The following is a 24,542-nucleotide window of genomic DNA, read 5'->3' on the forward strand; positions in this document are numbered from 1 at the left end:
GAAGGCGTTGCATCAGAATGCCTCCGCGTCGCGGTCGTCCAGCAGGCGTTCGGCAGGCTTGCGGCCGAACAGCCAGAACATGGCGGGTGTAAGGAAGGTGTCTAGCAGCGTGGAGCTGACCAGCCCCGAGAAGATCACCACCGCGACGGGGTGCAGGATCTCAGTACCGGGTCGGGACGCCTCGAACAGCAGCGGGGCCAGCGCGAAGGCCGTGACCAGCGCGGTCATCAGAACCGGGGAAAGCCGTTCGAGCGAGCCACGCACGATCATCTTCTGGTCGAAGTCCTCGCCCTCCATGCGCATGAGGTTGAGGTAGTGGCTCACCTTCAGGATGCCGTTGCGCACAGAAATACCCGCGAGCGTGATGAAGCCGACCAGGGCGGCCACGGACAACGGCTGGCCAGACAGCCACAGCCCCAACACGGCGCCGACCAGGGCCAATGGAATGTTCACCATGATGAGCGCTGATAGGACGACCGACTTGTAGCGCGTGTACAACACCACGAACATGAGCGTCAGGGAGACGATGGACAGCAGGCCCACCAGTCGCGAGGCTTCCTCTTGTGCCTGGAACTGGCCGCCCAGCGTGATGAAGTAGCCTTCGGGCAAGCGCACTTCTTGGACGACGCTGCGTATGTCGGCCACTACTTCGGACAGCGGCCGTCCCTGAGCGTTGGCCGACAAAACTATGCGTCGACGGCCATCGTCGCGGCTGACCTGGTTGGGGCCGTCGCTGTCTTCGATGGTGGCAAGGCGCGACAACGGGACCCGACCCATGGGCGTGTCGATGAGGATGCGGCTCAAGCCCTCAATCGACCGCGCCTGCTCGGGCAGGCGAACCACCAGCGCGAAGCGGCGGTTGCCCTCGATGACCTCGGTGATCTTTTCGCCTTCGACCAGGCTTTGCAGCGTGGACAGAATTTGCGGTGCGGCCACGCCGTAGCGTCCCGCCGCCGCATAATCCACGCGGATTTTGATCTGCGGCGCTAGGACCTGCTTTTCGATCTCCAGGTCAGCAAGCCCCGGAATTCCGGCCAGCTTGGCGCGCAGCAGATCCGCCTGCCCGCGCAGGACGTCCAGGTCCTCGCCGAACACCTTGATGGCGATCTGCGAGCGCACCCCCGACAACATGTGGTCGATGCGGTGCGAGATCGGCTGGCCAATGCCGATGGAGCCGGGCAAGTGAGCCAGACGCGAACGGATGTCGGCGGTGATCTCCTCCATGGAGCGCTTTAGCTCCGAGGCGGGCAGCAGGCCCACGTCCAGCTCGCTGACATGCACGCCTTCGGCATGCTCGTCCAGCTCGGCCCGTCCGCTGCGCCGGCCCACGTGCTGCACCTCTGGCACCTGCGCGACCAGCAGCTCGGCTTGCTGGGCAAGCGCCGAAGATTCGGCCAGCGTCACACCGGGATTCAGGCGCAGGCCCACCAGCAACGTTCCTTCATTGAACGGGGGCAGGAACGTGGTCGGGAAGAATGGCACCGCGGCGACAGCCAGTGTGACAGCCACAGCGGCCATGCCAAGGGCGGCACGCGGCCGCTGCAAGACCCGCTGCAGGCCGCCCTGATAGCGCGTCTTCAACCAGGCTAGAAGCCGAGTGTCGCCATGGTCCAGCGTCCTCATCTTGGGCAGCAGGTAGTACGAAAGCACCGGAGTGACCGTCACAGAGACCAGCAGCGAGGCCAGCGTGGAGACGATGAAGGCGATGCCCAGCGGCACGAACAAGCGCCCCTCCATCCCCGGCAGCGCGAACAGGGGCAGGAACACCAGCACAATGATCATCGTGGCGTAGAGAATCGCCGAGCGAACCTCCATCGAGGCCCTGGCAACGATGACCAGGGGCGTCAGCCGGTTCTCAGGGTGGCGGGTGCGGTCCTCCTTGAGCCGCCGCATGATGTTCTCCACATCGACCACAGCATCGTCCACGAGACCGCCGATGGCGATCGCCAGCCCACCGAGCGTCATGGTGTTGATTGATAGGCCGAAATAGTGGAACACCAGCCCGGTCACGAAGATCGAGGCAGGAATCGCGGTCAACGCGATCACCAGGGGGCGCAAAGTGCCCAGGAAGAAGAACAGGATCACCGCCACGAAGACCGATGCGCCGATGAGCTTGCCTTGCAGCGTGCTGATGGACGCCTCGATGAAGTTGGCTTGTCGGAAGGTCACCTGTGGCTCGGCCATGCCAGCCGGCAGTGAGCCCTTCATGTCCGCCAACGCTGACTCGATCGAGCGGGTCAGTGCAATCGTATCGGCCGTGGGCTGCTTTTGGATGCCCAGGATCACGGCTGGCAGGCCCTCGAAGCCCGCATCGCCGCGCTTGATGGCTGGCGCAAACTGAACATCGGCGACCTGGTGGAGCAGGATGGGTTGGCCCGCACGCACCGCGAGAGGCAGGTTACGCAGGTCGTCGAGTCGGGACGTGCGGCCCAGGTTGCGGATCAGGTACTCGCGGCCATTGATCTCCAGGAAGCCGCCGGAAGTGTTCGCGGAGAAGCCCTTGAGAGCCGCATCCAGATCGGACGCAGTCACGCCCAGCTCTGACATTCGCGTGGTGTTGGGCTGGACCTGGAACTGACGGACCTCGCCTCCGATCGGGATGACTTGGGCAACACCAGGTATGGCCATCAGCCGGGGGCGTAGCACCCAGTCCGCGTACTCGCGAGTGTCCATGGCCGACAGCGGCGGGGCTGCGTTCTTCTGCCCTGAGGGCTTGGCACCGATGGGGATTGCAATCTGCATGATCTCGCCCATCACTGAGCTGATTGGCCCCATAGTGGGCGTCACGCCCGGGGCTAGCCCTTCCTCCATGGACGTCAGGCGTTCGGAGACCATCTGGCGCGCCCGGAAGATGTCGGTCTTCCAGTCAAATGTCACGTAGATGAAGGAAAGCCCGGCGCTGGAGACCGAGCGCACGCTTTCGACGCTGGGCAGGCCGTTCATGGCCGTTTCGAGCGGGAACGTGATGAGTTGCTCGACTTCTTCGGCAGCCATGCCGCCAGCCTCCGTCATGAGAGTGACGGTCGGCTTGTTGAGATCGGGAAAGACATCTACCGGCGTGCGCGTCAGGGTGAACGCGCCATACGCCATCAGCACCAGCGCCCCGATGATGACCAGGAGCCGGTTTCGTAAGCTATTTTCGAGAAGCCACTTGAACATGGAATGGTGCCCCTCAACGAACTTGATTGATCAGGGACGCGCCCTCGACAACCACGCGGTCGCCGTCCGCCAGGCCCGAAGTGACAGCGATGGATGCACCATCCAAAGGAGTGATGTTCACGACACGCGGCTCGAAGCGCTCGGCCTGGTCTTTGACCCAGACGATGTTCTGGTTGGCAGGGTTCTTCATCAGCGCACCGGAAGGCACGCGGTAGCCAGGTACCGTCGTCGCCTCTTGCACGAAGACCACCACCGGCATACCGACCGCCAAGCGCGAGAGGCTTTCGCTGGTGCCCTTGAACAGCATGGGCAGGGCCTGCTCGCGCAGGCTGCTGGCGGCACCGACGAAGCTCAGCGGCACCTTCTGACCGCCTACTGCGAGTGCAGCACCGGCCAGGTTCTGTGCCATTGCCGGATCGTAGGCAAGCGCCTCGATGCGCAGTTGGGTCGGATCGACCACCTCAAACACCAGTTCGCGCGCATCCACGACCTGCCCGGCAACTGCGGGGCTGGATGCGATGACGCCGCTGACTGGGGCCTTCAGTACGTCCCTGCCGGCGAGGCCCCCGCTCAAGGCGCGGGCGCGTTCGGTCAGGCTGTTCACTTCGCTTTCGGCTGCTTCGATCTCCTTGCGGGGCACGGTCTCCGACAGCTCGCGCAGCCGGGCCAAGCGCTTCTGCGCGAGCGCTTGGCCCGCACGCAGCTCGGCAACCTGGGCCATCTGGCCTGAGCGCTCCAGCACACCGCTGGCCGGTTCGATGTAAGCCAGCACCTGGCCCTTGCGCACGGATTGGCCGATCTGCGGCAGACCATCCGGCCCGGGCACCAGCCGGCCCATTACCATTGCCTGGACCTTGCCGCCTGTCGTCGGGTCCATGATTACTTTGCCAGCCAGTTCATGGCTGCGGGCCAAGGGCTCCTGCTTGATCAGCTGGGTGCGTACACCGATCTGACGTTGCGACGGTTTCGGAAGAAACACGCTGCCATCAGGCTGGCGCTGGGGGCCATTGGAAGACGCAGCCGGCGCTTCGTCGCCGTGGTCATGGCCGTCGTGAGCGAACGCGGGAGCAGCCAGAGCCAATGCAGCCGCCATGGCCGTCGTCATTAGGAAACGGAAGTTGCGCTTCATGCTGCACCTCGCAGTGCACCGTTGGTGCGTGTACGTCTGCGCAGCGCCCACGCTAGGACACCGACGCCGAGGACTGCGGCACCGCCACCTAGTACGACCACACGGCCGGATGCGACGGCATGCTCGTGTTCGGCGTCTTCGCTATGAACATCGAGAACGCCCGTCAACAGGTCCGATTGGCCCTGCGCAGTAATAGTGGCCATGATTGAGGTCTCGCCATCGGATAGCGGCTCAGTCAGATCGGCCTCGAACTCTCCAACCCCGTGTGAGCTGACCTTTACCTGTTGACCACCCAGCTCGAGGGTCAGCTCGCCATCGGTCACCGGCCGGTTGTCGGCAGCATGGTCGAGGTAGAGTGTGAGACGCTGGCCGTTCAGCACACCCACCAGTTCGAAGTCATCGGAAACTGCGGCAAAGCGCGGAAGCGCGGCCGCTGCGGGGGCAGGAGCGGCTTCGCCATGGTCATGGCCGTCGCCGGCCCACGTTGCGCTACTGCCAAGCAGGAGGCTGGACAAGGCAGCTGCACGCCAGAAAGAGGATTGCGACATTTCTAAGGTTCCAGGATGGTTGAGCGCGCGCCGATCAGCGCGTGCCGGAGATGTCAGTGAAAGTCTCGGTCGGCTGCGGCAGCGTGCCTTGTGCCTGCAACAGGGACGAGATGGCCGCGGCATGCTCCACCTTGGCGAGCAGCGCCGCGCGCTCGGCCTCGGTGGCCTCCTGCTCGATGCGAAGGCGTGTCGGCATGTCCGTCTCGCCCATCGCGAACGACTTTTGGTAGAAGGTGCGCGTTTGTTGGGCTAGTCGCTGGCGCTCCGAAGCGGCCTGCATCTGGGTGCTGGTTGCCAGTTCGCGCGATTGGGCAGTTCGAATTTCCGAGAGTAGCCGGGTGCGCTGGGCCGCGAGTGCCGACTCAGCCTCCAGTGCCTGCGCATTGGCGCTGGACAATTGCTCGGTATGACGGCTACCCGTACCGAAGGGAATGCGCACACCCACCGTGATCGTCTGGTTGTAGCGTTCGCCGTAGCCGCCCCGATCCCGCGTGGTCGCCAGGGTCAGTTCGGGGTTGGCGTACTTCTGATGGGACACCAGTTCCGCAGAGCGGCGGGCCGCCAGCGCCTTGTGCTGCAGTTCCAGCAGCGCAGGGTGGTTACCCAACAACGCGCCGGACGGCTGTGCCGATGCCGGTTGAACTCGGACACCTGACTGCTCCGGCTGCGCGGAATCGGCCTGCGACGGGATACTCTCGATGCCGGTCAGTGCCAACAACGCCTCGCGCTGCGTGATTTCTTCGGCCTGAGCAATGGCCAGGGCACTACGAGCCGACGCCAAGGCGCCATCGGCCTGGTTTCTGTCGGCTTGCGCCAGGTCGCCCGCGCGAACCCGGCGAGCCACATCTTGCGCCAACTCGTCCGCGCTGCGGGTGCGATCCTGCGCCGCCACCAATTCGGCCTGGGCACGCTGCCATGCCCACCATGCCTGGCGAACCTGTCCGGCCGTGCGTAGCTTGGCGGCCAGCATCCGGCTGGATAGCGCGAGGCTTTCCGCGTCCGCCCAGCGTGCCGACGAGGCGCGCTCACCAGGCATCCAAAGGGGAATAGCCACCCCGACTTCATATTCGCGCTGTCCGTTGCGGTTGTTGAACCGATCAGTTTTGGTGGAGGCTTCCAGCGCCATCGGACCTGCCACCCAACTGCCGGCCGTCTCTTGGCGTGCTTGGGCGGCCTGCTGCCAGGCGCCTTCTCCAGCGGCTTCTGGCTGCCGCTGCCAAGCTGACTCCCACAATTGGGCGACCATGTGGCTGTCTGGTCTGGATGGGACGTGAGGGGCGGCTACTGGCTGGGCTAGCACGGTGCCGGCCCAAAGCGTGGATACCGCCCATATCCATCCCTTGCGTATGTCTTTGCGAAGCATTCAATTCTCCATCGGTGTTGCATCAGTACTTACCCCCGGCTGGGTGTTCTCTTTCCGAGCAAGTGCTTGTCGTTGAAAAGCCACTGTTCACTGGCTTAGATATGAACAATTGTATATCTATTCATATGAATGGGAAAGAAAACCTTACATCCTTTGAGCACCAATCGCCTTAGAGAGGGCGTCGGGCGCAAGACATCGAGAGGCGAGGTGGGGCTAATCCACTGCGCAAACAGCTATGCAGACTCCTTGAGCATATCCCCCGGGGGGGGATATGATTGCTGCATGAAAGAGATGCACAAGCACACCAGCCACCCAGATCTCGTGAAACGGCTCAAGCGCGCCGAGGGTCATCTGCGACACGTCATCGGGATGATCGAAGGAGAAGAAACCTGCCTGGACATCGCTCGCCAGCTCGCTGCGGTGGAGAGCGCCGTCACAGCGGCCAAGCGCGTCCTGATCCATGACCACATCGACCACTGCCTATCTCATGATGAGGACTCCGTTCTAGCCGAAATGAAGGCGCTAACCAGACTGCTCTGAGGTCTCTCGATGCTCTCCGTCCTAAAGAACCGCACCTACCGCCACCTGTTCACCGCGCAGGTGATCGCACTCGTCGGCACAGGCCTGATGACGGTAGCGCTCGGCCTACTTGCCTACGAGCTGGCCGGGGCCGATGCAGGTGCGGTGCTCGGGTCGGCGCTGGCTATCAAGATGCTGGCCTATGTGGGAGTCGCTCCAGTCGCACAGGCCTTCGCCGACCAGTTCCCGCGACGGTCATTGCTCGTAGCGCTGGACCTGGTACGAGCGGTTGTCGCGATCTGTTTGCCCTTTGTCACCGAGGTCTGGCAGATCTATCTGCTGATCTTTGTCCTGCAAGCGGCATCCGCCGGCTTCACGCCGACTTTCCAAGCCACTATCCCGGACATCCTTCCCGATGAAGAGGACTACACGAAGGCGCTGTCGCTGTCCCGGCTGGCCTATGACCTGGAAAGCCTGATTTCCCCGATGCTGGCTGCTGCGCTGCTGACCGTCATCAGCTTTCACAACCTGTTCGCGGGAACAGTGCTCGGTTTCCTCGTTTCAGCCGCGCTCGTGGTCAGCGTGCGGTTGCCCACAACTATTCCCGGACCGCGCCGCGGCATTTGGGATCGCACGACCCGCGGCACACGCATCTATCTCGCTACGCCACGCCTGCGGGGCCTGCTGGCGATCAGCTTGGCCGTCTCGGCGGCGGGCGCCATGGTGATCGTGAACACGGTGGTTCTCGTGAAGGCGCGCTTTGGCCTAGGCGAGGTCGAAGTGGCGTCGGCACTGGCGGCATTCGGAGGCGGTTCGATGGTGGCAGCCTTCGTTCTGCCATCCTTACTGGAAAAGGTGGCCGACCGAACCGCGATGCTCACCGGCGCTACCGTACTGGTCGTGGGCACGGGGATCGGCGCACTGCTGCCGAGCTATGCATTGTTGCTGCCGCTGTGGTTGATCATCGGCTTTGGCTACAGCGTGGCGCAAACGCCATCCGGCCGTCTTCTGCGCCGCTCGGCCCATGCCGAGGACCGTCCTGCGATCTTCGCGGCACACTTCGCGCTGTCGCACGCCTGTTGGCTCATCTGCTACCCACTTGCCGGCCGCTTCGGCGCGGTCATGGGCTTGCCATCGACCTTCATTGTCATGTCCCTGGTCGGCTTGGCCGGCGTGGCGCTGACGCTCTGGCTGTGGCCGGCCAGCGACCCTTCTGACGTGGCGCATGACCACCCCAGCTTGCCGCCGGATCACCCTCATTTACGCACACACGCAGACCAAGGCAGGCACCATCACCAGCTGATTCTGGATGACCTGCACCGTATCTGGCCGAAAGGATAGGCACATTTTCTCGTTGCGGCATCACAACGCATGGCTTCGGAGGCTGAGAAGGGTGAGCGAAAATATATCACATGAACACATATTCATGTGTTATATTTCGCCATAGTCAAACACTCAACCAGCAGAGGCGCCCATGTCCCAATCCAATGCACATGACCATGGTCACGACCATGATCACGACCACACCCCCACAGTGACGAGCGCCAACGAGCGCAAGGTTCTGGTTTCCTTCTTCCTGATCTTCGGCTTCATGCTCGTGGAAGCTGTCGGCGGCGTGCTGTCGGGCTCGCTAGCCCTACTTGCCGATGCTGGCCACATGCTGACCGACGCCGTGGCACTTGCCCTGGCTTACGCTGCCTTCCGATTCGGTCGCCGCGCAGCCGACAGCAAACGCACATTCGGTTACCTGCGCTTCGAGGTCATCGCCGGCTTCCTGAACGCCGTGACCCTGTTCGCGATCGTCGCATGGATCGCCTACGAGGCGTGGGAGCGGCTGCAGGCGCCGCCCGTCATCCTCGCCGGCCCGATGATGATCGTCGCCGTGCTCGGCTTACTGATCAACGTCCTCGTGCTGTGGATCATGACCCGCGGCGAAACCGATCACGTCAATGTGAAAGGTGCCATCCTCCACGTGATGGGTGACCTGCTCGGCTCTGTCGGCGCCATCGTTGCAGCGATCGTCATCTACTTCACCGGCTGGACTCCGATCGACCCCATCCTGTCGGTTCTAGTAGCGGCGTTGATTCTGCGCAGCGCCTGGAAGCTCCTGGCCAAGTCGATCCATATCCTGTTGGAGGGTGCGCCAGAGGACGCTTCGCCGGAAAAGGTGGAACAAGGCCTGATGAGCACTGTGCCCGGCCTGGCGGCTGTCAGCCATGTTCACGTGTGGCAACTCACTTCCGGTCGCACGATGGCCACGCTACACGTTCGACCCAACGTGGACGAGGAGGCGCGAGCTGTGGTCAAGCGCGTCGAGGCGGTGCTGCGAGAGCAGTTCAGCATCGAACACGCCACAGTCGGAATCGACTGGAACTCGGAGGCTGACGAGAACATCTGCAGCCTGCAACCCACGACAGGCCGTCAGGACCACAGCGGCCACGACCACAGTGAGCACAATCATGACCATGACCACTCCGCTCCCGGTCACAAGCATTGAGGCCGTGCTAGACGGTTCGCAGTTCACTGGAGGGTTTGAATCCATGACATCCCGCAAAACCACCAGCGCCGCTATTGTGCAATGTTCGACCTCTAACCACGGCACGACCACTGATGTCCTCGCACTATCGCAAAGTGACGTCGCTGTTCTGGCAGAGACCTTCCGCCTGCTGGGCGACCAATCGCGATTGAAAATCCTGTTGCAGTGCATGCGCGGATCGGTCGCAGTGGGCGACATTGCTGGCTCGCTAGACCTGTCGCAGTCCTTGGTCAGCCATCACCTGCGCCTGTTGCGCGGCGCGCGCCTCGTGCGCGGCGAGCGCCAAGCCAAGCACATCTTCTACGGCATTGCCGACCAGCACGTCAGCCAGGTACTCCAGGACATGGCGGTTCACATTTCGGAGGACAGACACGACGATTGACTGAACATGTGAGTGCGCGCCGGCCTACGCCTTCAAGGGGTAGGCTTTTTTTGGCTATCAATCTAGAGAGACACCGGCGCGCCTTGCTGAATGCCTAGAAGACCCCAAGCAAAAAGCACTCTAAAAATAAACACTTGAACATATCTTCATGTGTGTTATTATTTGTCTACGGGGTATCCGAAAGGCGTAAGGACCACGCCATTATTTTTAACGTCAAGGAGTATTGACCATGTCCAAGAAAATTCGCTTTGCTGTTCTGCTTTCCGCACTTTTTGCTGCTGGAGTAAACGCTCAACCGTTCGCCGCAGATATGACACGGCAACAGGTCCAAGAGGATCTGGCTGCTTGGAGGCAATCTGGGCTGGAAGCGTTGTCTCGCGGCGAAAGCGGCCCGGATACGTTCAGCCCTCAATACCAGGCTGCCTTTCAGCGCTACTTGCAATTGACCCAAGGTGATATGTATCAGGCGCCCTCAGCAGGAAAGACTCGTGCTGAAGTGATGGCTGATTTGGAACTGTGGAAAATCTCCGGCATGCACGCGTTCACCTCGCGCGGAATCACCACCGCTTCGCACACCCAAGCCTACCAACAAGCCTACGAGAGCTATCTCCAGCTCAAGCTGGGTGCGGCTTACAAGGCTCCGGTGGCATTGACTCGTGCTCAAGTAAAGAGTGATTTGGCAGATTGGCAGGTTGCGGGAATGGCTGGATTCTGGGCTGGTGAGCAGACGCCTGATACCTATAGTGATGCCTACCGCACCGCATTTGAAACCTACCAGATGCTGCGCAACAAAAAATGACTTAATGGCAGCTGCATAAAGCAGCGGTCGGATGGTTCAGCCAGAAAGAGATTCTTTCTTTTTTTTGAATAAACATACAAACAAGTGTTCATTTGTTTGCATAACATTCCGATCGCTGATTTGTGCGTCCTGCCACGGCGATTACTCAGAGAACCAGGAGATTGATATGTCTTTGGAAACATTGGACGGCACAGGAGCGCAGGACGAACAACTGGGCTTTCGGGTCGAAGGTATGGATTGCGCCAGTTGCGTCGGCAAGATTGAAACAGCGCTTGGTCGAATTGATGGCGTATCAAATGTACAGGTTAATTTTACAAATGAGACGCTGACGTTGACGCGCAGCACAAGTAGCCGAAATACTGCACGCGACATTGCCAAGAAAATCCGGTCCCTGGGCTTCGACGTGCAGGCACTGCCCGCGTCCGAAATGTCCGCAGCACCTGCACCGCGCCATGCGGCCCACGCGCATGACCACGCCGGCTGCGGCGGCCACCATGACCATGGGCATGCCCACGACCACGGGCACGATCATTCGCACGGCAAAGCGTGCGGTGATGACCATGGGCATGGCCATGCTCACGGCCATGCCCATGCCCATGACCACGGTCACGATCACGGGGCCTGCAGCGGGCATGACCATGCGCCGGCCTCTGCCTCCCGTGGAGCACCCAGCACGCCCCCCAACGTGTCCATGCGCGTCGAGGGCATGGACTGCGCCAGTTGCGTCGGCAAGATCGAAACGGCGCTCGCTCGCATGGATGGCGTGTCCGATGCCCGCATAAACTTCACCGCAGAAACGCTGGAATTGACGCTCGCGTCTGGCGGCCCCACGCAGCTCGGCCACATCGAGAAGACCATCAAGAGCCTGGGCTTCGGCGTCTCCGACGTGCGCCGCCATGATGGCTCAGCACCCGCGGCCCCAGCAGCAGCATCGACGGCGCGCCATCAGCGCTGGTGGCAGACGAAGAAAGGCAAGCACGTGCTGGGCCTGGGCGGCCTGATGGGCTCGGCCTACGCGATCGCGCAGTTCGTTCCTGGCTACGCTGAATGGATCTTCGCCGCTGCGGTGATCGCGGGCGTGCTGCCGTTCGCTCGCAAAGCCTTCGCGCTGGCTGTGTCAGGCTCGCCGTTCTCTATCGAAACGCTGATGGTCGTCGCCTCGCTGGGCGCGCTCGTGATAGGCGAGGCCGAGGAAGCTGCTGCCGTGGTGTTCCTGTTCGCGATCGGCGAGCTGCTGGAAAGCGTGGCCGCCGGCCGCGCGCGCGCCGGCATCAAGGCGCTGGCCTCCCTGGTGCCTAAGACGGCGGTACTGCTCGATGCCGCGGGCGGGCAGCGCGAAGTGCCCGCCGCTTCCCTGCGCGTGAGCGACCGCGTGCTGGTGCGCCCTGGTGACCGGGTGCCTGCGGACGGCAAGATCCTCCGCGGTGAAAGCAGCCTGGACGAGTCGCCTATCACCGGCGAGTCCGTACCGCGTCAAAAGGCTATCGGTGCCGACGTGTTCGCCGGCTCCATCAACGTCGATGGCGTGCTCGAAGTACAAGTCGAGAAGACGGCATCGGACAACACCATTTCTCGCATCATCCAACTGGTGGAGCAGGCGCAGTCCTCCAAGGCGCCCACGGCTCGCTTCATCGAAAAGTTCAGCCGCTACTACACCCCTGCCGTCATGGCCATCGCGGCGTTGATCGTGGTGGTTCCGCCACTTGCCATGGGTGGCGACTGGGGTACCTGGCTGTACCGCGGCCTCGCACTGCTGTTGATTGCCTGCCCATGTGCGCTGGTGCTCTCCACACCGGCGGCCATCGCCTCGGGCCTTGCGGTGGCCACGCGACGGGGCCTGCTGATCAAGGGTGGCAACGCGTTGGAAACCATCGGCCGCGTGCGCGCCATTGCCTTCGACAAGACTGGCACGCTGACCGAGGGCAAGCCGCGCATCACCGAGGTCCTGCCCTTCGGGCTGTTCAAGCATCAACAGGTCCTTGCGCTTGCCGCCGCTGTCGAGTCCGGCTCAAACCATCCCTTGGCGAAGGCCATTGTCGCCCATGCCAAGAGCCTGGACGTGGCGATTCCCCAGGCCACGGGCGCATCGGCCATTGCCGGCAAGGCGGTGCGCGCCACCGTGAACGGCAGTGCGCTCGCTGTCGGATCGCCCGCCCATGCGGAACAGACGGCCACGCTGACAGCCGCGCACCGCAGGGAAATCGACAAGCTGGAGGATGGCGGCAAGACCGTGGTGGTCCTGTTCGACGAAGCCAGCAAGAACGTTCTGGGCCTGCTGGCCCTGCGCGACGAGCCCCGCCGCGACGCGCGCGAAGGCGTGGCCCAGCTCAACGCCATGGGCGTGCGCTCGGTCATGCTGACCGGCGACAACCGCCGCACCGCGCAGGCGATCGCCGGCAAGCTGGGCATCGAGTGGGAGGCCGAGCTGCTGCCGCAGGACAAGCTGCGCTTGGTCAACGAGATGAAGCGTGATGCCAAGGTGGCGATGGTCGGCGACGGCATCAACGACGCGCCGGCCCTGGCGACCGCCGACGTGGGTATCGCCATGGGCGGCGGCACGGACGTGGCGCTGGAAACCGCCGATGCCGCGCTGCTCAAGAGCCGCGTCACGGACGTGGCCCACCTGGTGGCCCTGTCGCGGGCGACGATGGCCAACATTCACCAAAACGTCGTATTCGCCATTGGCCTCAAGGGCTTGTTCCTGGTCACCACCGTGTTGGGTATCACCGGCTTGTGGGTTGCCGTGCTGGCCGACACCGGCGCCACGGCCCTGGTCACGCTGAACGCACTGCGCCTGCTGCGCTTCAAGGGCGCGCCGGAGGCCAACCACGGCGACGACGCCGGGCGTCCCACCACCTTGTCCGTGCCGTCTGCCCGCTGAGGCAACAAGAGGGCTTGACCTTGCCGTCGTTGTAACGCCTAGCCTCCACACAAATGTCTGCAGAGCGCTTCGGAAGGGCCGGAGTTCTGCATCCAAGAAAGGGTCACTTCCATGCGTAAAAAAACAGAATCATTGTGGTGGCAGGCGTCATCGCAGCCGTCGGGGGGATAGCGATCGCTGCCCGCGACGCCAAGGACGAGGGCAAGGCCGCGGCGCCCCCGGCGGGCGCGCCGATGGCGCCGCAGGTGCCCGTGGCCGAGGTCATTACCCGCACGGTCGCGCCATCGGCCGAGTACACCGGCTTCCTGGCCGCGCCCAAGACCGTCGAGCTGCGCTCGCGGGTCGGCGGCGCCGTCGATGCGGTGAGCGTTCCCGAAGGTAGCCTCGTGCGCAAGGGCCAACTGCTGTTCCAGATCGACCCGAGGCCGTTCCAGGTTGCGCTCGACACGGCCGTGGCGCAACTGCGTCAGGCCGAGGTGCTGGCCAGCCAGGCCCAGGCCGACTTTGACCGCGCCGAGCGCCTGGTGGCGACCGGCGCCGTCGCGCGCAAGACCTATGACGATGCCGCCTCCGCACGCAACGCGCGCCAGGCTCAGGTGCAGGCGGCTAAGGCCGCCGTTGCTGCGGCTCAGCTGGACCTGTCCTACGCCCGCGTCACTGCGCCCATCGCCGGGCGCGTCGACCGCGTGCTCGTGACCGAGGGCAACTTGGTCAGCGGTGGCGGCGCCGGCGCGGCCACGCTGCTGACCACGATCGTATCCATCGACCCGTTGCACGTGTACTTCGACATTGATGAGGCCACCTATCTCAACGTCGTCAGCCGCTCGCGGCCCGCTGCGGGCGCCGGTAGCAAGGCTTCGCTGCCCGTGCAGGTCGGGCTGACCACGGACAAGGGTTTCCCGCACAGGGGCGCGCTCGACTTCGTGGGCAACACCATTGACCGAAGCACCGGCACGATCCGCGCGCGCGCCGTTGTGCCCAACCCGGATGGGCGCATGGCACCCGGCATGTTCGCCCGGGCCAAGCTGTCCACCGGCGCGGCGCGCGAGGCCGTCCTGATCGACGATCAGGCCGTGGGCACCGACCAAGGGCGCAACTACGTGCTGGTCGTGGGCGAGAACAACCAGGCCCAGTACCGGCCCATCGAACTGGGGCCGGTGGTGGACGGGCTGCGCGTCATCAACGGCGGCCTGCAGGCCGGTGAGAAGATCATCATCAAGGGCCTCGTGCGCCCCGGCATGGCGGTCACGCCGCGCATGGTGCCCATGCAGGCGCCCGCGGCACCGGCCGCCGGCGCGACCGGCGCGACCAAGGCTGCGGCAAACGCTCCGGCTCCCGCTGCGGCGCCTGCCAAGGCCGGTGGCGCGGACCCCGCCAAGGCTGACGGCGCGGCCGGCTCGGCGGAGGCCCGCAAATGAATTTCCCCCGCTTCTTCATCAACCGGCCGATCTTCGCCATCGTCCTGTCGGTGCTGATGCTGATCGCGGGCGCGATCAGCTATTTCCAGCTCCCCCTGAGCGAGTACCCCCAGGTCACGCCGCCGACGGTGCAGGTCACCGCCAGCTATCCCGGCGCCAACCCGCAGGTGATCGCCGACACCGTGGCATCGCCGCTGGAGCAGGCGGTCAACGGCGTGGAAGGCATGATGTACATGCAGTCCCAGATGTCCACGGACGGGCGGATGGTGCTGACCATCTCGTTCGAGCAGCACATCGACCCCGACGTCGCGCAGATCCAGGTGCAGAACCGCGTCTCACGCGCGCTGCCCCGGTTGCCGCCCGAGGTCCAGCGCATCGGCGTGGTCACCGACAAGACCGCGCCCGATATTCTCATGGTGGTGCATATGCTCTCGCCGGGGGACCGCTACGACCCGCTGTACGTGTCCAACTACGCGATGCTCAACGTGCGCGACGAACTGGCGCGCCTGCCGGGCATCGCCAACGTGATCATCGGCGGTGAAGGCGAGTACGCAATGCGCGTCTGGCTCGACCCCGAGAAGGTCGCATCGCGGGGCATGACCGCCAGCGATGTGGTCGCCGCCATCCGCGAGCAGAACGTGCAGGTCGCAGCCGGCTCGATCGGCCAGCAGCCGAATGCGTCGGCCGCCTTCCAGGTCAGCGTCAATGCGCTGGGGCGCCTGACCACCGAAGAGCAGTTCGGCGACATCGTGATCAAGGCCGGCGCCAACGGCCAGGTGACCCGCCTGCGCGACGTCGCACGCCTGGAACTGGGCTCGGACAACTACACCATGCGCGGCCAGCTCGACGGCGAGAACGCGGTCGGCCTGCAAATCCTGATGACGCCCGGCTCCAATGCCCTGGACACGTCCAGCGCGGTGCGCGCGACGATGGAGCGGCTGCAGGCCAAGTTCCCCGAAGGCATCGAGTACAAGATCGCCTACGACCCCACAGTCTTCGTGCGCGCCTCGCTCCAGTCCGTCGCCGTCACGCTGCTGGAGGCCATCCTCCTGGTGGTGATCGTGGTGGTGCTGTTCCTGCAATCTTGGCGCGCGTCGATCATTCCACTGATCGCCGTGCCGGTCTCGCTGGTCGGCACGTTCGCGGTGATGCACATGTTCGGCTTCTCGCTGAACACGCTGTCGCTGTTTGGCCTCGTGCTCTCCATCGGCATCGTGGTGGATGACGCCATCGTGGTGGTGGAGAACGTGGAGCGCCACATGGCGCTGGGCGAATCGCCCAAGGATGCGGCGCGCAAGGCGATGGATGAAGTGACTGGCCCGATCCTGGCCATCACCTCGGTGCTGGCAGCGGTCTTCATCCCCTCGGCGTTCCTGTCGGGGCTGCAGGGCGAGTTCTATCGCCAGTTCGCGCTGACCATCGCGTTCTCGACCATCCTGTCGGCGATCAACTCGCTTACGCTGTCGCCAGCGCTGGCCGCCATCCTGCTCAAGCCGCACCACGGCGCGGCCAAGCCCGATCGTCTCACGCGCATCATCGACGGCGTGTTCGGCGGCTTCTTCCGCCGCTTCAACCGCTTCTTCGATCGCGCCTCGAATTCCTACGTCGGGGGCGTGCGCCGCGCGGTGCGCGGCAGCGCCATCGTGCTGCTGCTCTACGTCGGCTTCCTGGGCCTGACCTGGCTGGGCTTCCACAAGGTGCCTGCGGGCTTCGTGCCGGCCCAGGACAAGTACTATCTCGTGGGCATCGCCCAGCTTCCGACCGGCGCCTCGCTGGATCGCACCGAGGCGGTCGTCAAGGAGATGACCAAGATCGCACTGGCTGAGCCGGGCGTCGAGAGCGTGGTGGCCTTCCCGGGCCTGTCGGTCAATGGACCGGTGAACCAGCCGAACACCGCGCTGATGTTCGCCATGCTCAAGCCCTTCGATGAGCGCAAGGACCCGTCGCTGTCGGCCTTCGCCATCCAGGGCAAGCTCATGGGCAAGTTCAGCCAGATCCCGGACGGCTTCGTTGGCATCTTCCCGCCGCCGCCGGTGCCGGGCCTGGGTTCGATGGGCGGCTTCAAGCTGCAGATCGAGGACCGGGCGGGCCTGGGTCCCGAGGCGCTTGCGCAGGCACAGGGCCAGATCATGGGCAAGGCCATGCAGGCGCCCGAGCTGGCGAACATGCTCGCCAGCTTCCAGACCAATGCGCCGCAGTTGCAGGTGGACATCGACCGGGTGAAGGCCAAGTCGCAGGGCGTATCGCTGACCGAGGTGTTCGACACCCTGCAGGTCAACCTTGGCTCGCTCTACGTCAACGACTTCAACCGCTTCGGTCGCACCTACCGGGTCATGGCCCAGGCCGATGCGCAGTTCCGCATGCAGGCTGAGGACATAGGCATGCTCAAGGTGCGCAATGCAGCGGGCGACATGATCCCGCTGAGCGCGATCGCGACCATCGAGCGCAGTTCCGGCCCCGACCGGGTGATGCATTACAACGGCTTTCCCTCGGCCGACATCAGCGGCGGGCCAGCGCCGGGCTACTCGTCCGGCCAGGCCACCGCCGCGATTGAGAAGATCGTGAGCGAATCGCTGCCGGACGGTATGACCTACGAATGGACGGACCTGACTTTCCAGGAAAAACGGGTTGGCAACACGGCGATCTACATCTTCGCGCTGGCGGTGCTGCTCGCCTTCCTGTTCCTGGCGGCCCAGTACAACAGTTGGTCGCTGCCGTTCGCTGTGCTGCTGATTGCACCCATGGCGCTGCTCTCGGCGATCGCCGGCGTCTGGCTCTCTGGGGGCGACAACAACATCTTCACGCAGATCGGTTTCGTGGTGCTGGTCGGCCTGGCTGCCAAGAACGCGATCCTGATCGTGGAGTTCGCCCGCGCGAAGGAAAGCGAAGGGGCCGATCCGCTGGCAGCCGTGCTCGAAGCCGCGCGCTTGCGGCTGCGCCCGATCTTGATGACGTCGTTCGCCTTCATCGCTGGCGTGGTGCCGCTGGTGCTGGCCAGCGGTGCGGGCGCCGAGATGCGCCACGCCATGGGCATCGCGGTGTTCGCCGGCATGCTGGGCGTGACGGTATTCGGCCTGGTGCTGACGCCGGTGTTCTACGTTGTGGTGCGTAAGCTGGCGCTGCGCCGCGAAGCGCGCCATGCCCATGTCGGCATGACCGACCAGCAGGCGTGACGGCCAGGAGGACATACGACATGAAGACATCTTTCACACTCAAACGATCCGCCAAGATGCTGGCGCCGCTCGTCCTCGCGGCGGCACTGGCTGGCTGCTCCATGGCACCGAAATATGACCGGCCCGTAGCGCCGATCGACACAGCGTATCCTTCCGGCGCGGCCTATGTGGAACCGGCGGTCGCGACGCCCGACGACGCGATCACGGCCGAGATCGGCTGGCGGGACTTCTTCCGCGACCCGCTGCTGCTGCAGTTGATCGGCATCTCGTTGGAGAACAACCGCGACATGCGCAAGGCCGCGCTCAACGTCGAAGCGGCGCAGGCGCTGTACCGCATCCAGCGCGCCGAGGTGCTGCCAAACCTGGGCGTTTCCGCCAGCGGCGCGTCAGAACGTGTACCGGCCGACCTCAGCACCACGGGGCAAAGCGAGGTGCTCAGGCGCTACGACGTGGCCGGGGTGGCGGCCGCCTGGGAACTGGACCTGTGGGGCCGCATCCGCAGCCTTAACGACCGAGCGCTGGCGCCCTACTTGGCCCTCGACGAGACCCGCATCGCTACGCAGATGAGCTTGGTGTCCGAGGTGGCCGGCGCTTACCTCACGCTACTTGCCGACCAGGAGCTGCTGCGCCTGACAAGCGACACCCTCGCCACACAGAAGCTCTCCTACGACCTGACGACCCAACTGGTGGAAGCTGGCAACTCCACTCAGCTCGACCTGCGCCTCGTGGAGATCGCGCTGCGCACCGCCGAGGCCAATCATGCTGCTTACACGCGACAGGCGGCCAGGGACCGCAACGCGCTGGTACTGCTGCTGGGCCAGCCGCTGACGCCCGAGCTTTCCCGACAGTTGGACGAGGCTGTGGTGCTACCCGACAACATCGTGCCAACCGATCTACCAAGCGGTTTACCGTCGGAACTACTCGCGCGCCGTCCTGACATCCGCGCTGCCGAGCAGATGCTGATCGGTTCCAACGCCAACATCGGCGCGGCGCGGGCAGCATTCTTCCCAACGATCAGCCTCACGGGTTCGGCCGGCACGGCCAGCGCCTCGCTCGACGGCCTGTTCGATTCGGGCTCGCGGGCCTGGAGCTTTCTGCCGCAGCTCACGCTGCCCATCTTCCGCGGCGGCGCATTGCGCGCCAGCCTGGACATGGCACAGGTACAAAAGAGGATAGAGATCGCCAACTACGAGAAGTCTATTCAGGCGGCTTTCGCAGAGGTGGCCGACGGCTTGGCGGGCAAGCGCACACTCGATGAGCAGATCCGCTCGGAGCAACTCCTGGTGGCCGCGAGTCAAAAGGCCTACGAGCTGGCCGGGCAGCGTTTTCAAGAAGGCGTGGACGACAACCTTACCTTGCTCGACGCGCAACGCACACAGTACGGTGCGCAGCAGACCCTGGTGCGCACGCGCCTGACGCGGCTGAACAACCTCATCCACCTTTACAAGGCGCTGGGTGGCGGCTGGACTGAGCATACGGTGCAATCGGGCTCCACCGCGCAATCATCCACCCGGTCGCCGGGATAAAGGCTATGCGCAACGGTGGCGTTCCCCATCGTTGCGCACGGAGAACTGGATGAGAATCGGTGAGCTTGCGCGCTTGACGGGCACCCCCCGGAGAACATTCGTTTCTACGAGCGGGAGGGCCTGTTGCAAGCCCCGGAGCGGTCACGCAACAACTATCGGCGCTATGGCCCGGCGCATGTCGAACGGCTTCACCTGATTCGCAACTACCGTGCGTCGGGGATCGGCCTGGATGACGTGCGCCGTCTGCTGAGTTGGGCACATGAGGGGTTGCTGGAACCTGAACTGCTAAGGCAGGCTGTCCAAGGCCATCTCGCCTGTGTCGAGGAACGTATGGAGCAACTGATCCAGGTGAAAGAGCACCTGCTCGGCTTGGCCTTGCACGGGGCGGCTTCCGAGGATGGACCGGCTCGCGATGGCTCGTGAGCATCGCATGGCCTTATAACTGAATATATATTCATTCGTGTAATATTTCCGGCCAGACAAACGAATAAGAAAGACGCCATGACCGACCCGAACATCACGCGCCGAAACATCGGTGTTCTCACCGCCGCGCAGGCGCTCGGCGGCGCCAGCGCGCCCATCGTGATGTCGCTGGGTGGGCTGGTCGGCCAGCAGCTTGCCAACGATTCGGCCTGGATCACGTTGCCCGTGAGCCTGTTTGGCCTGGGCCTTGCCATCGGCACCTTGCCCGCAGCGTTCATCATGCGACGCCATGGCCGCCGTAACGGATACGTGGTCGGGGTCGGCTTCGGCGTAGCCTCGGGCCTGATCGCCGCACTGGGCATCATGCTGGCGTCGTTCTGGATCTTCTGCGCCGGCACCTTCCTGGCAGGCTTCTACAGCGCGTATGTGCAGAGCTACCGCTTCGCAGCTGCCGACACCGCCGAGGACGCACTCAAGGCCAAGGCCATTTCCTGGGTCATGGTGGGCGGCCTCGCGGGCGCTATCATCGGGCCGCAGTTGGTGATCTTCACACGCGACGCGGTAGCGGGCACGCCCTACGTCGGCAGCTTCCTCAGCCAGGCGCTGTTGCCGCTGATCGCCTTGCCGATCCTGCTCATGCTGCGCACGCCGCGCCAGACCCAGGCCGAAGCAGTCGCCGATAGCGGTCGGACGGTGCTGCAGCTCTTGGCGATGCCGCGCTATCTGCTGGCCGTGGCTGCGGGCGTGGTGTCCTATGGGGTGATGGCGTTCGTGATGACCGCCGCACCTGTAGCGATGGTCAACCATGGACATTCGGTGGACAACGCCGCCCTGGGCATCCAGTGGCACTTGCTGGCGATGTTCGGGCCGAGCTTCTTCACCGGACGACTGATGGTGCGCTACGGCAAGGAGCGCGTGACCGCCGTCGGCATGGTGCTGCTCGCCGCCTCTGGGGTGGTGGCCCTGGGCGGGCTCGGCCTGTCCCACTTCTGGGGCTCGCTGGCGCTGCTGGGCATCGGCTGGAATTTCAGTTTCATCGGCGCGACGGCGGTGGTCACCGATTGCCACACCCCGGCCGAGCGCAGCAAGGCGCAGGGCATGAACGATTTCTTCGTCTTCGCCGCCACGGCGGCCGTGTCGTTCCTCGCGGGATCGATCCTGCACAGCTCGGGCTGGCAGGCGGTCAACTGGATGATCTTCCCGGCCCTGGCGCTGATCTTGGTGCCGCTGCTGTGGCAGACCGCGCGAAAGCCGGTGCGGCTAGGTCCGGGCTGATCGGGCCGATGCGGGAGGTGTTCCATCTAGCGGTCGCCTCAGGCGCTACATCACCTGCTTCCACCGCTGCAGCTTCGACAGCGCGTTGTCGTAGGCGGCGGAAGTGAAGGACTGGATCTTGCGCCGAGGGTCTTCATCGGCATCAACGGCGAAATGAGGGGCTTGACCTTCCAACAATGGGAAGCCCTACAGTGACTCCATCAATCTCATTCAAGGAGTTTTTCATGAGAGTCAACAAGTTCAGCCTGTTGTTCATTGCGGGCGCCGTCGTGGTCGCCATCGGCCTGATGGCCGTTCAGAAGAAGGTGGTCCCGTCGGGTGAAGTGATGCAGGCCAATGCGAGCGGAGATCACCAAGGGCACGCGATGCCCTCCAGCGCCTCGGCCAATGACAGCCCTTCCACGACCGCGTATCGCGCCGTGAACGACCAGATGCACGCGGGGATGGGAGCGCAGTTCACTGGCAACGCCGACGTCGATTTCATGCGCGGCATGATCCCGCACCACCAGGGCGCGATCGACATGGCCAAGGTGGCGTTGCAGTACGGCAAGGACCCGGAGGTCCGCAAGTTGGCTGAGGAGGTTATCTCTGCGCAGGAAGGCGAGATCGCCATGATGAATAAGTGGCTTGGAGAACGCGGCCAACAGGCGGCGACCGGCAGCTCGGGCGACGCCTCGACGACCGCCTACCGTGCCGGCAATGACCGCATGCACGCCGACATGATGATTGACTTCAGCGGCGATGCCGATGTGGACTTTATGCGCGGCATGATCCCGCATCACCAGGGCGCGATCGACATGGCCAAGGTGGCGTTGCAGTACGGCAAGGACCCGGAGGTCCGCGAGTTGGCTCAGGAGGTTATCTCTGCGCAGGAAGGAGAGATCGCCATGATGAAGAGCTGGCTTGCCGCTCGGGGAAAGTGAAGGCACGACCATGAACCAAGCCAGCACCCCGCGCATCATCATCTATAGCACTCCAGCCTGCCCGGACTGTCGGGTGCTGAAGGAGTGGCTGTCCCAGCAGAGCATCGTGTTTGAAGAACGCGACCTGACCGACCCGAAGATTTCTGCGGAAGCCAAGTCACGAACCGGCGTGCGCGTGGCTCCGATCACGCTCATCGGTAATGAGGTCTTCTATGGCACCTTTGCGAGCCAGAAGCCGGGGCTGATGAAGGCGCTCGGCCGTTCGAAAAGTAGATGAAGGGTCTCAAGAAATACTTGGCCCGCGCTGCCGTCCAAGCTCCCAAGATACGCCGCCACCGCGCACCACGGCGGCGATATGCTGCCCCAGCCGCTGCTCGATCACCGGCCGCCACGGCACCAAGCTGAATCCCATGCCGTCGTCCAGCATCGCGTAGCGCCCGCTGGCGAGCATGACGCTGCGCCGGTAGATGCCAGCCACGCGCTGCCCGTCGGCCACCGGGCGATGCTCCAGGCCGGTTTCAGCGGCAATGCCCTTCGCGGCCTGTGCCAGTTCCCGGTTGCGCAGTGTGCCCAGCAGGTTGCGCGCCAGGATCACGCGCTGCCCGCGCCGCTCGGCCAGCCCCTGTTCGGCCAGGAAGTCGGCGCGCTGTTGCATGGCCTGTTTGGCCTCGCCACCAAAGCCCAGGTCGCCCAGGCCCGAGCCGCCGCCGATCAACTGCTGGTCGAGCCACGTGGCCCCGATCACGCGGGCCTGCCGCTCGATGGGCAAGTGCGATTTCAGCTCCACGGCCACGCCGCCCAGGCGCTGCGCGTCGTACTGGCGGCCACGCTCGGCCAGGTCGTCCGGCACCTTCCATAGCCCTTCGGCAACGCGCTCCACAATGCCGGCCCGACGCAGGGCCTCCAGCCGGCGGATGTGGGCGGCGACGACTTCTTGCGGGTCGCGTCCGGCCTTGGCCCGGCCCTGCCCGATCGCCAGGTGATGGTCAGTGCGGTACAGGCCATCGCTCGCCAGCGCGGCGATGTTCTTGTCGGCTGCGCGCACGTCGGCCGAGCCTTTCACCTCCACCACGGCGCCGCTCGGGTAGTTCGCCAGCTCGTCGCGGGCGTTGAGCGCGACGTAATGGGCCTTGCCGTCCACCCCGTCGATGACCAGATAGCCCCGGTCGCGCAGCTCGTCGGCCAGCCCCTTCGCGGCCACACGGCCGAGGATGGTTCGGCCATCGTCCCCCGGCTCGAACACGGCCAGCTCGCGCGGCTCGCCGCGCATGGCCCGCTGCACGGTGCGGATGATGTCGCCGCGCTCGCCCTGCGCGCGCAATGTCTTTTCCGCATCGGCATGGATGGCCCAGGTGCCGGGCTGCGTCTCGTCGGCCAGGCCCAGGCGCTGCAAGTGTTGCAGGCGGCCGATTAGCATCAGGCGTTGGCGCTGCAAGCGGGGGGCGTTGAACCTTTCGACGCGCACCAGGCCATCGCCGCCGGCCTCGCCTATCTCACGCTTGAGGGTGCGATCCAGGCTCGTCCACCGCTCTTGCTCCACCTCACGCTGCAAGGTCTGCTGGATCTCCAGTTCGGTGCGCGGCCCCAGCCATTCGGTCGCCAGCTCGGCGGCGCGATAGCGGAAGCCATCGGCGATGTAGTCGCCCGCGATGATGAGGTCTTTGCCGGTGTCGTCGCGCCCGCGCACGACGATGTGCGTGTGCGGGTTGTCGGTGTTCCAGTGGTTCACGGCCACCCAATCGAGGCCCGTACCCAGGTCGGCCTCCATGCGGCCCATGAGGTGCCGCGTGTAGGTGCGCAGGTCTTCCAGCTCCGCGCCATCCTCGGGCGAGAGGATGAAGCGGAAATGGTGCCGGTCGTCGGCGCAGCGTTCCTTGAAGGCGTCGAGATCGGCCACGTCTGTCTGCGGCCCGTAGGCTTGGCCCGGCTCGCCGTCGCGGCCCACGCCGTCGCGCTCGATGTAGCGCAGGTGCTTGGCGAGCGACTGCGGGCTGGCTTGGCGCTGGTTGACCAGTAGCGTCTTGATGGTCACGCGCCGCGACATGGGCGTCAGCTTCGCCCCGGCGAAGCGCGCCGCCGTGTGGCCGCGACCAAGGCGCGAGCCGGGCCGCTGGCCCGTGCCCCTCGCGGAGCCGCTGGCAACGCCAGGACGACGCACCGACGACTTGCCGCTGCTGACCTTGCCTGCCTGCTTGAGCACCTTGGAGACGAAGCCCTGGCCCCGGTTCTTCGGGGCGCTGGGGCGGATGCGGAAATCGTCATCGCGGCGGTCGGTCATGGCCGCGTTCCTTGCAAGCTCTGGCGTGTCCGGTCGTGCGAAGCACGCAGACATGCCCGCATCGGCGCGGGCTTCGCGCCACAAGCGGCACGGCGGCGAAGCCGCTCCGTGCCGCGCAACCCCCATGTGCAGACTGGTTTTCGACGCGGCCCGGTGCCGCGTCCTTTTGTCTTGCCTTCCGCCTTTGCCCTTCGCTGTCGCTCCGGGCGT

The 24,542-nt window shown here is 64.5% G+C and carries 18 protein-coding genes; 13 read left to right on the forward strand and 5 right to left on the reverse strand.

What is annotated here, in order from left to right; genetic code table 11:
- Nucleotides 1-12: 12 nt before the first annotated feature.
- From J9892_RS19920 to J9892_RS19935, 4 genes are read right to left on the reverse strand one after another with little or no spacing between them, the layout of a single operon-like run.
- Nucleotides 13-3,159 carry an efflux RND transporter permease subunit gene (locus J9892_RS19920; protein WP_012614056.1) on the reverse strand — a complete coding sequence of 1,049 codons (3,147 nt, stop codon included), beginning with the start codon at nucleotides 3,157-3,159 and terminating at the stop codon, nucleotides 13-15.
- A 13-nt stretch (nucleotides 3,160-3,172) separates the two neighbouring features.
- A complete protein-coding gene (locus J9892_RS19925) occupies nucleotides 3,173-4,288 on the reverse strand; it encodes an HlyD family efflux transporter periplasmic adaptor subunit (RefSeq protein WP_003821159.1) in 1,116 nt (371 codons plus the stop codon).
- Nucleotides 4,285-4,836, reverse strand: coding sequence for a hypothetical protein (locus J9892_RS19930; protein ID WP_015912829.1), 552 nt, complete (start codon nucleotides 4,834-4,836; stop codon nucleotides 4,285-4,287). The genes J9892_RS19925 and J9892_RS19930 overlap by 4 nt, the downstream gene beginning before the upstream one ends.
- A 34-nt stretch (nucleotides 4,837-4,870) precedes the next feature.
- Nucleotides 4,871-6,082, reverse strand: coding sequence for a TolC family protein (locus tag J9892_RS19935; protein WP_223656232.1), 1,212 nt, complete (start codon nucleotides 6,080-6,082; stop codon nucleotides 4,871-4,873).
- A 399-nt stretch (nucleotides 6,083-6,481) separates the two neighbouring features.
- Here J9892_RS19935 and J9892_RS19940 point away from each other — a divergent pair, with 399 nt between their 5' ends.
- The 13 genes from J9892_RS19940 (at nucleotide 6,482) to J9892_RS20000 (ending at nucleotide 22,331) form a co-directional block, all read left to right on the forward strand.
- On the forward strand, nucleotides 6,482-6,739 hold the full coding sequence (locus J9892_RS19940) for a metal-sensing transcriptional repressor (RefSeq protein ID WP_003821156.1): 258 nt from the start codon (nucleotides 6,482-6,484) through the stop codon (nucleotides 6,737-6,739).
- A 9-nt stretch (nucleotides 6,740-6,748) separates the two neighbouring features.
- The gene (locus J9892_RS19945; protein WP_003821155.1) at nucleotides 6,749-8,059 is read left to right on the forward strand and encodes an MFS transporter; all 1,311 of its coding nucleotides are present in this window, start codon (nucleotides 6,749-6,751) and stop codon (nucleotides 8,057-8,059) included.
- A gap of 133 nt (nucleotides 8,060-8,192) precedes the next feature.
- A complete protein-coding gene (locus tag J9892_RS19950) occupies nucleotides 8,193-9,215 on the forward strand; it encodes a cation diffusion facilitator family transporter (RefSeq protein WP_003821153.1) in 1,023 nt (340 codons plus the stop codon).
- 43 nt (nucleotides 9,216-9,258) lie between these two features.
- On the forward strand, nucleotides 9,259-9,636 hold the full coding sequence (locus J9892_RS19955; protein ID WP_003821152.1) for a metalloregulator ArsR/SmtB family transcription factor: 378 nt from the start codon (nucleotides 9,259-9,261) through the stop codon (nucleotides 9,634-9,636).
- Between the two features lie 229 nt (nucleotides 9,637-9,865).
- Nucleotides 9,866-10,435, forward strand: coding sequence for a DUF4148 domain-containing protein (locus J9892_RS19960; RefSeq protein WP_003821150.1), 570 nt, complete (start codon nucleotides 9,866-9,868; stop codon nucleotides 10,433-10,435).
- A 166-nt stretch (nucleotides 10,436-10,601) separates the two neighbouring features.
- Nucleotides 10,602-13,316, forward strand: coding sequence for a heavy metal translocating P-type ATPase (locus tag J9892_RS19965; RefSeq protein WP_210538757.1), 2,715 nt, complete (start codon nucleotides 10,602-10,604; stop codon nucleotides 13,314-13,316).
- Nucleotides 13,317-13,453: 137 nt separating this feature from the next.
- Nucleotides 13,454-14,734: an efflux RND transporter periplasmic adaptor subunit gene (locus tag J9892_RS19970; protein ID WP_234493403.1), complete on the forward strand. Its 1,281-nt coding sequence runs from the start codon at nucleotides 13,454-13,456 to the stop codon at nucleotides 14,732-14,734.
- The gene (locus tag J9892_RS19975; RefSeq protein ID WP_210538758.1) at nucleotides 14,731-17,907 is read left to right on the forward strand and encodes an efflux RND transporter permease subunit; all 3,177 of its coding nucleotides are present in this window, start codon (nucleotides 14,731-14,733) and stop codon (nucleotides 17,905-17,907) included. The genes J9892_RS19970 and J9892_RS19975 overlap by 4 nt, the downstream gene beginning before the upstream one ends.
- Before the next feature lie 20 nt (nucleotides 17,908-17,927).
- Nucleotides 17,928-19,433, forward strand: coding sequence for an efflux transporter outer membrane subunit (locus J9892_RS19980; protein WP_270835329.1), 1,506 nt, complete (start codon nucleotides 17,928-17,930; stop codon nucleotides 19,431-19,433).
- A gap of 123 nt (nucleotides 19,434-19,556) precedes the next feature.
- Nucleotides 19,557-19,856: a MerR family DNA-binding protein gene (locus tag J9892_RS19985; RefSeq protein ID WP_319896389.1), complete on the forward strand. Its 300-nt coding sequence runs from the start codon at nucleotides 19,557-19,559 to the stop codon at nucleotides 19,854-19,856.
- Nucleotides 19,857-19,934: 78 nt separating this feature from the next.
- Nucleotides 19,935-21,131, forward strand: a complete 1,197-nt coding sequence (locus J9892_RS19990) for an MFS transporter (protein ID WP_210538759.1) — start codon at nucleotides 19,935-19,937, stop codon at nucleotides 21,129-21,131.
- A 224-nt stretch (nucleotides 21,132-21,355) separates the two neighbouring features.
- On the forward strand, nucleotides 21,356-22,054 hold the full coding sequence (locus J9892_RS25070) for a DUF305 domain-containing protein (RefSeq protein ID WP_008786731.1): 699 nt from the start codon (nucleotides 21,356-21,358) through the stop codon (nucleotides 22,052-22,054).
- Nucleotides 22,055-22,064: 10 nt separating this feature from the next.
- Nucleotides 22,065-22,331, forward strand: a complete 267-nt coding sequence (locus J9892_RS20000) for a glutaredoxin family protein (RefSeq protein WP_210538760.1) — start codon at nucleotides 22,065-22,067, stop codon at nucleotides 22,329-22,331.
- Between the two features lie 6 nt (nucleotides 22,332-22,337).
- On the opposite strand, the gene J9892_RS20005 is transcribed toward J9892_RS20000, so the two are convergent.
- Nucleotides 22,338-24,332, reverse strand: coding sequence for a relaxase/mobilization nuclease and DUF3363 domain-containing protein (locus tag J9892_RS20005; protein ID WP_210538761.1), 1,995 nt, complete (start codon nucleotides 24,330-24,332; stop codon nucleotides 22,338-22,340).
- Between the last annotated feature and the right edge of the window lie 210 nt (nucleotides 24,333-24,542).

This window comes from Aeromonas sp. Prich7-2, assembly GCF_017939255.1.
Classification (GTDB): domain Bacteria; phylum Pseudomonadota; class Gammaproteobacteria; order Enterobacterales; family Aeromonadaceae; genus Aeromonas; species Aeromonas caviae.

Bases quoted from the DNA above. Each gene is read 5' to 3' on its own strand.
- J9892_RS19990 (WP_210538759.1), top strand. From the start codon at position 19,935: ATGACCGACCCGAACATCACGCGCCGAAACATCGGTGTTCTCACCGCC.
- J9892_RS25070 (WP_008786731.1), top strand. From the start codon at position 21,356: ATGAGAGTCAACAAGTTCAGCCTGTTGTTCATTGCGGGCGCCGTCGTG.
- J9892_RS19955 (WP_003821152.1), top strand. From the start codon at position 9,259: ATGACATCCCGCAAAACCACCAGCGCCGCTATTGTGCAATGTTCGACC.
- J9892_RS19920 (WP_012614056.1), bottom strand. From the start codon at position 3,159: ATGTTCAAGTGGCTTCTCGAAAATAGCTTACGAAACCGGCTCCTGGTC.
- J9892_RS19965 (WP_210538757.1), top strand. From the start codon at position 10,602: ATGTCTTTGGAAACATTGGACGGCACAGGAGCGCAGGACGAACAACTG.
- J9892_RS20005 (WP_210538761.1), bottom strand. From the start codon at position 24,332: ATGACCGACCGCCGCGATGACGATTTCCGCATCCGCCCCAGCGCCCCG.
- J9892_RS19925 (WP_003821159.1), bottom strand. From the start codon at position 4,288: ATGAAGCGCAACTTCCGTTTCCTAATGACGACGGCCATGGCGGCTGCA.
- J9892_RS19980 (WP_270835329.1), top strand. From the start codon at position 17,928: ATGAAGACATCTTTCACACTCAAACGATCCGCCAAGATGCTGGCGCCG.
- J9892_RS19975 (WP_210538758.1), top strand. From the start codon at position 14,731: ATGAATTTCCCCCGCTTCTTCATCAACCGGCCGATCTTCGCCATCGTC.
- J9892_RS19940 (WP_003821156.1), top strand. From the start codon at position 6,482: ATGAAAGAGATGCACAAGCACACCAGCCACCCAGATCTCGTGAAACGG.
- J9892_RS19945 (WP_003821155.1), top strand. From the start codon at position 6,749: ATGCTCTCCGTCCTAAAGAACCGCACCTACCGCCACCTGTTCACCGCG.
- J9892_RS19960 (WP_003821150.1), top strand. From the start codon at position 9,866: ATGTCCAAGAAAATTCGCTTTGCTGTTCTGCTTTCCGCACTTTTTGCT.
- J9892_RS19950 (WP_003821153.1), top strand. From the start codon at position 8,193: ATGTCCCAATCCAATGCACATGACCATGGTCACGACCATGATCACGAC.
- J9892_RS20000 (WP_210538760.1), top strand. From the start codon at position 22,065: ATGAACCAAGCCAGCACCCCGCGCATCATCATCTATAGCACTCCAGCC.
- J9892_RS19935 (WP_223656232.1), bottom strand. From the start codon at position 6,082: ATGGTCGCCCAATTGTGGGAGTCAGCTTGGCAGCGGCAGCCAGAAGCC.
- J9892_RS19930 (WP_015912829.1), bottom strand. From the start codon at position 4,836: ATGTCGCAATCCTCTTTCTGGCGTGCAGCTGCCTTGTCCAGCCTCCTG.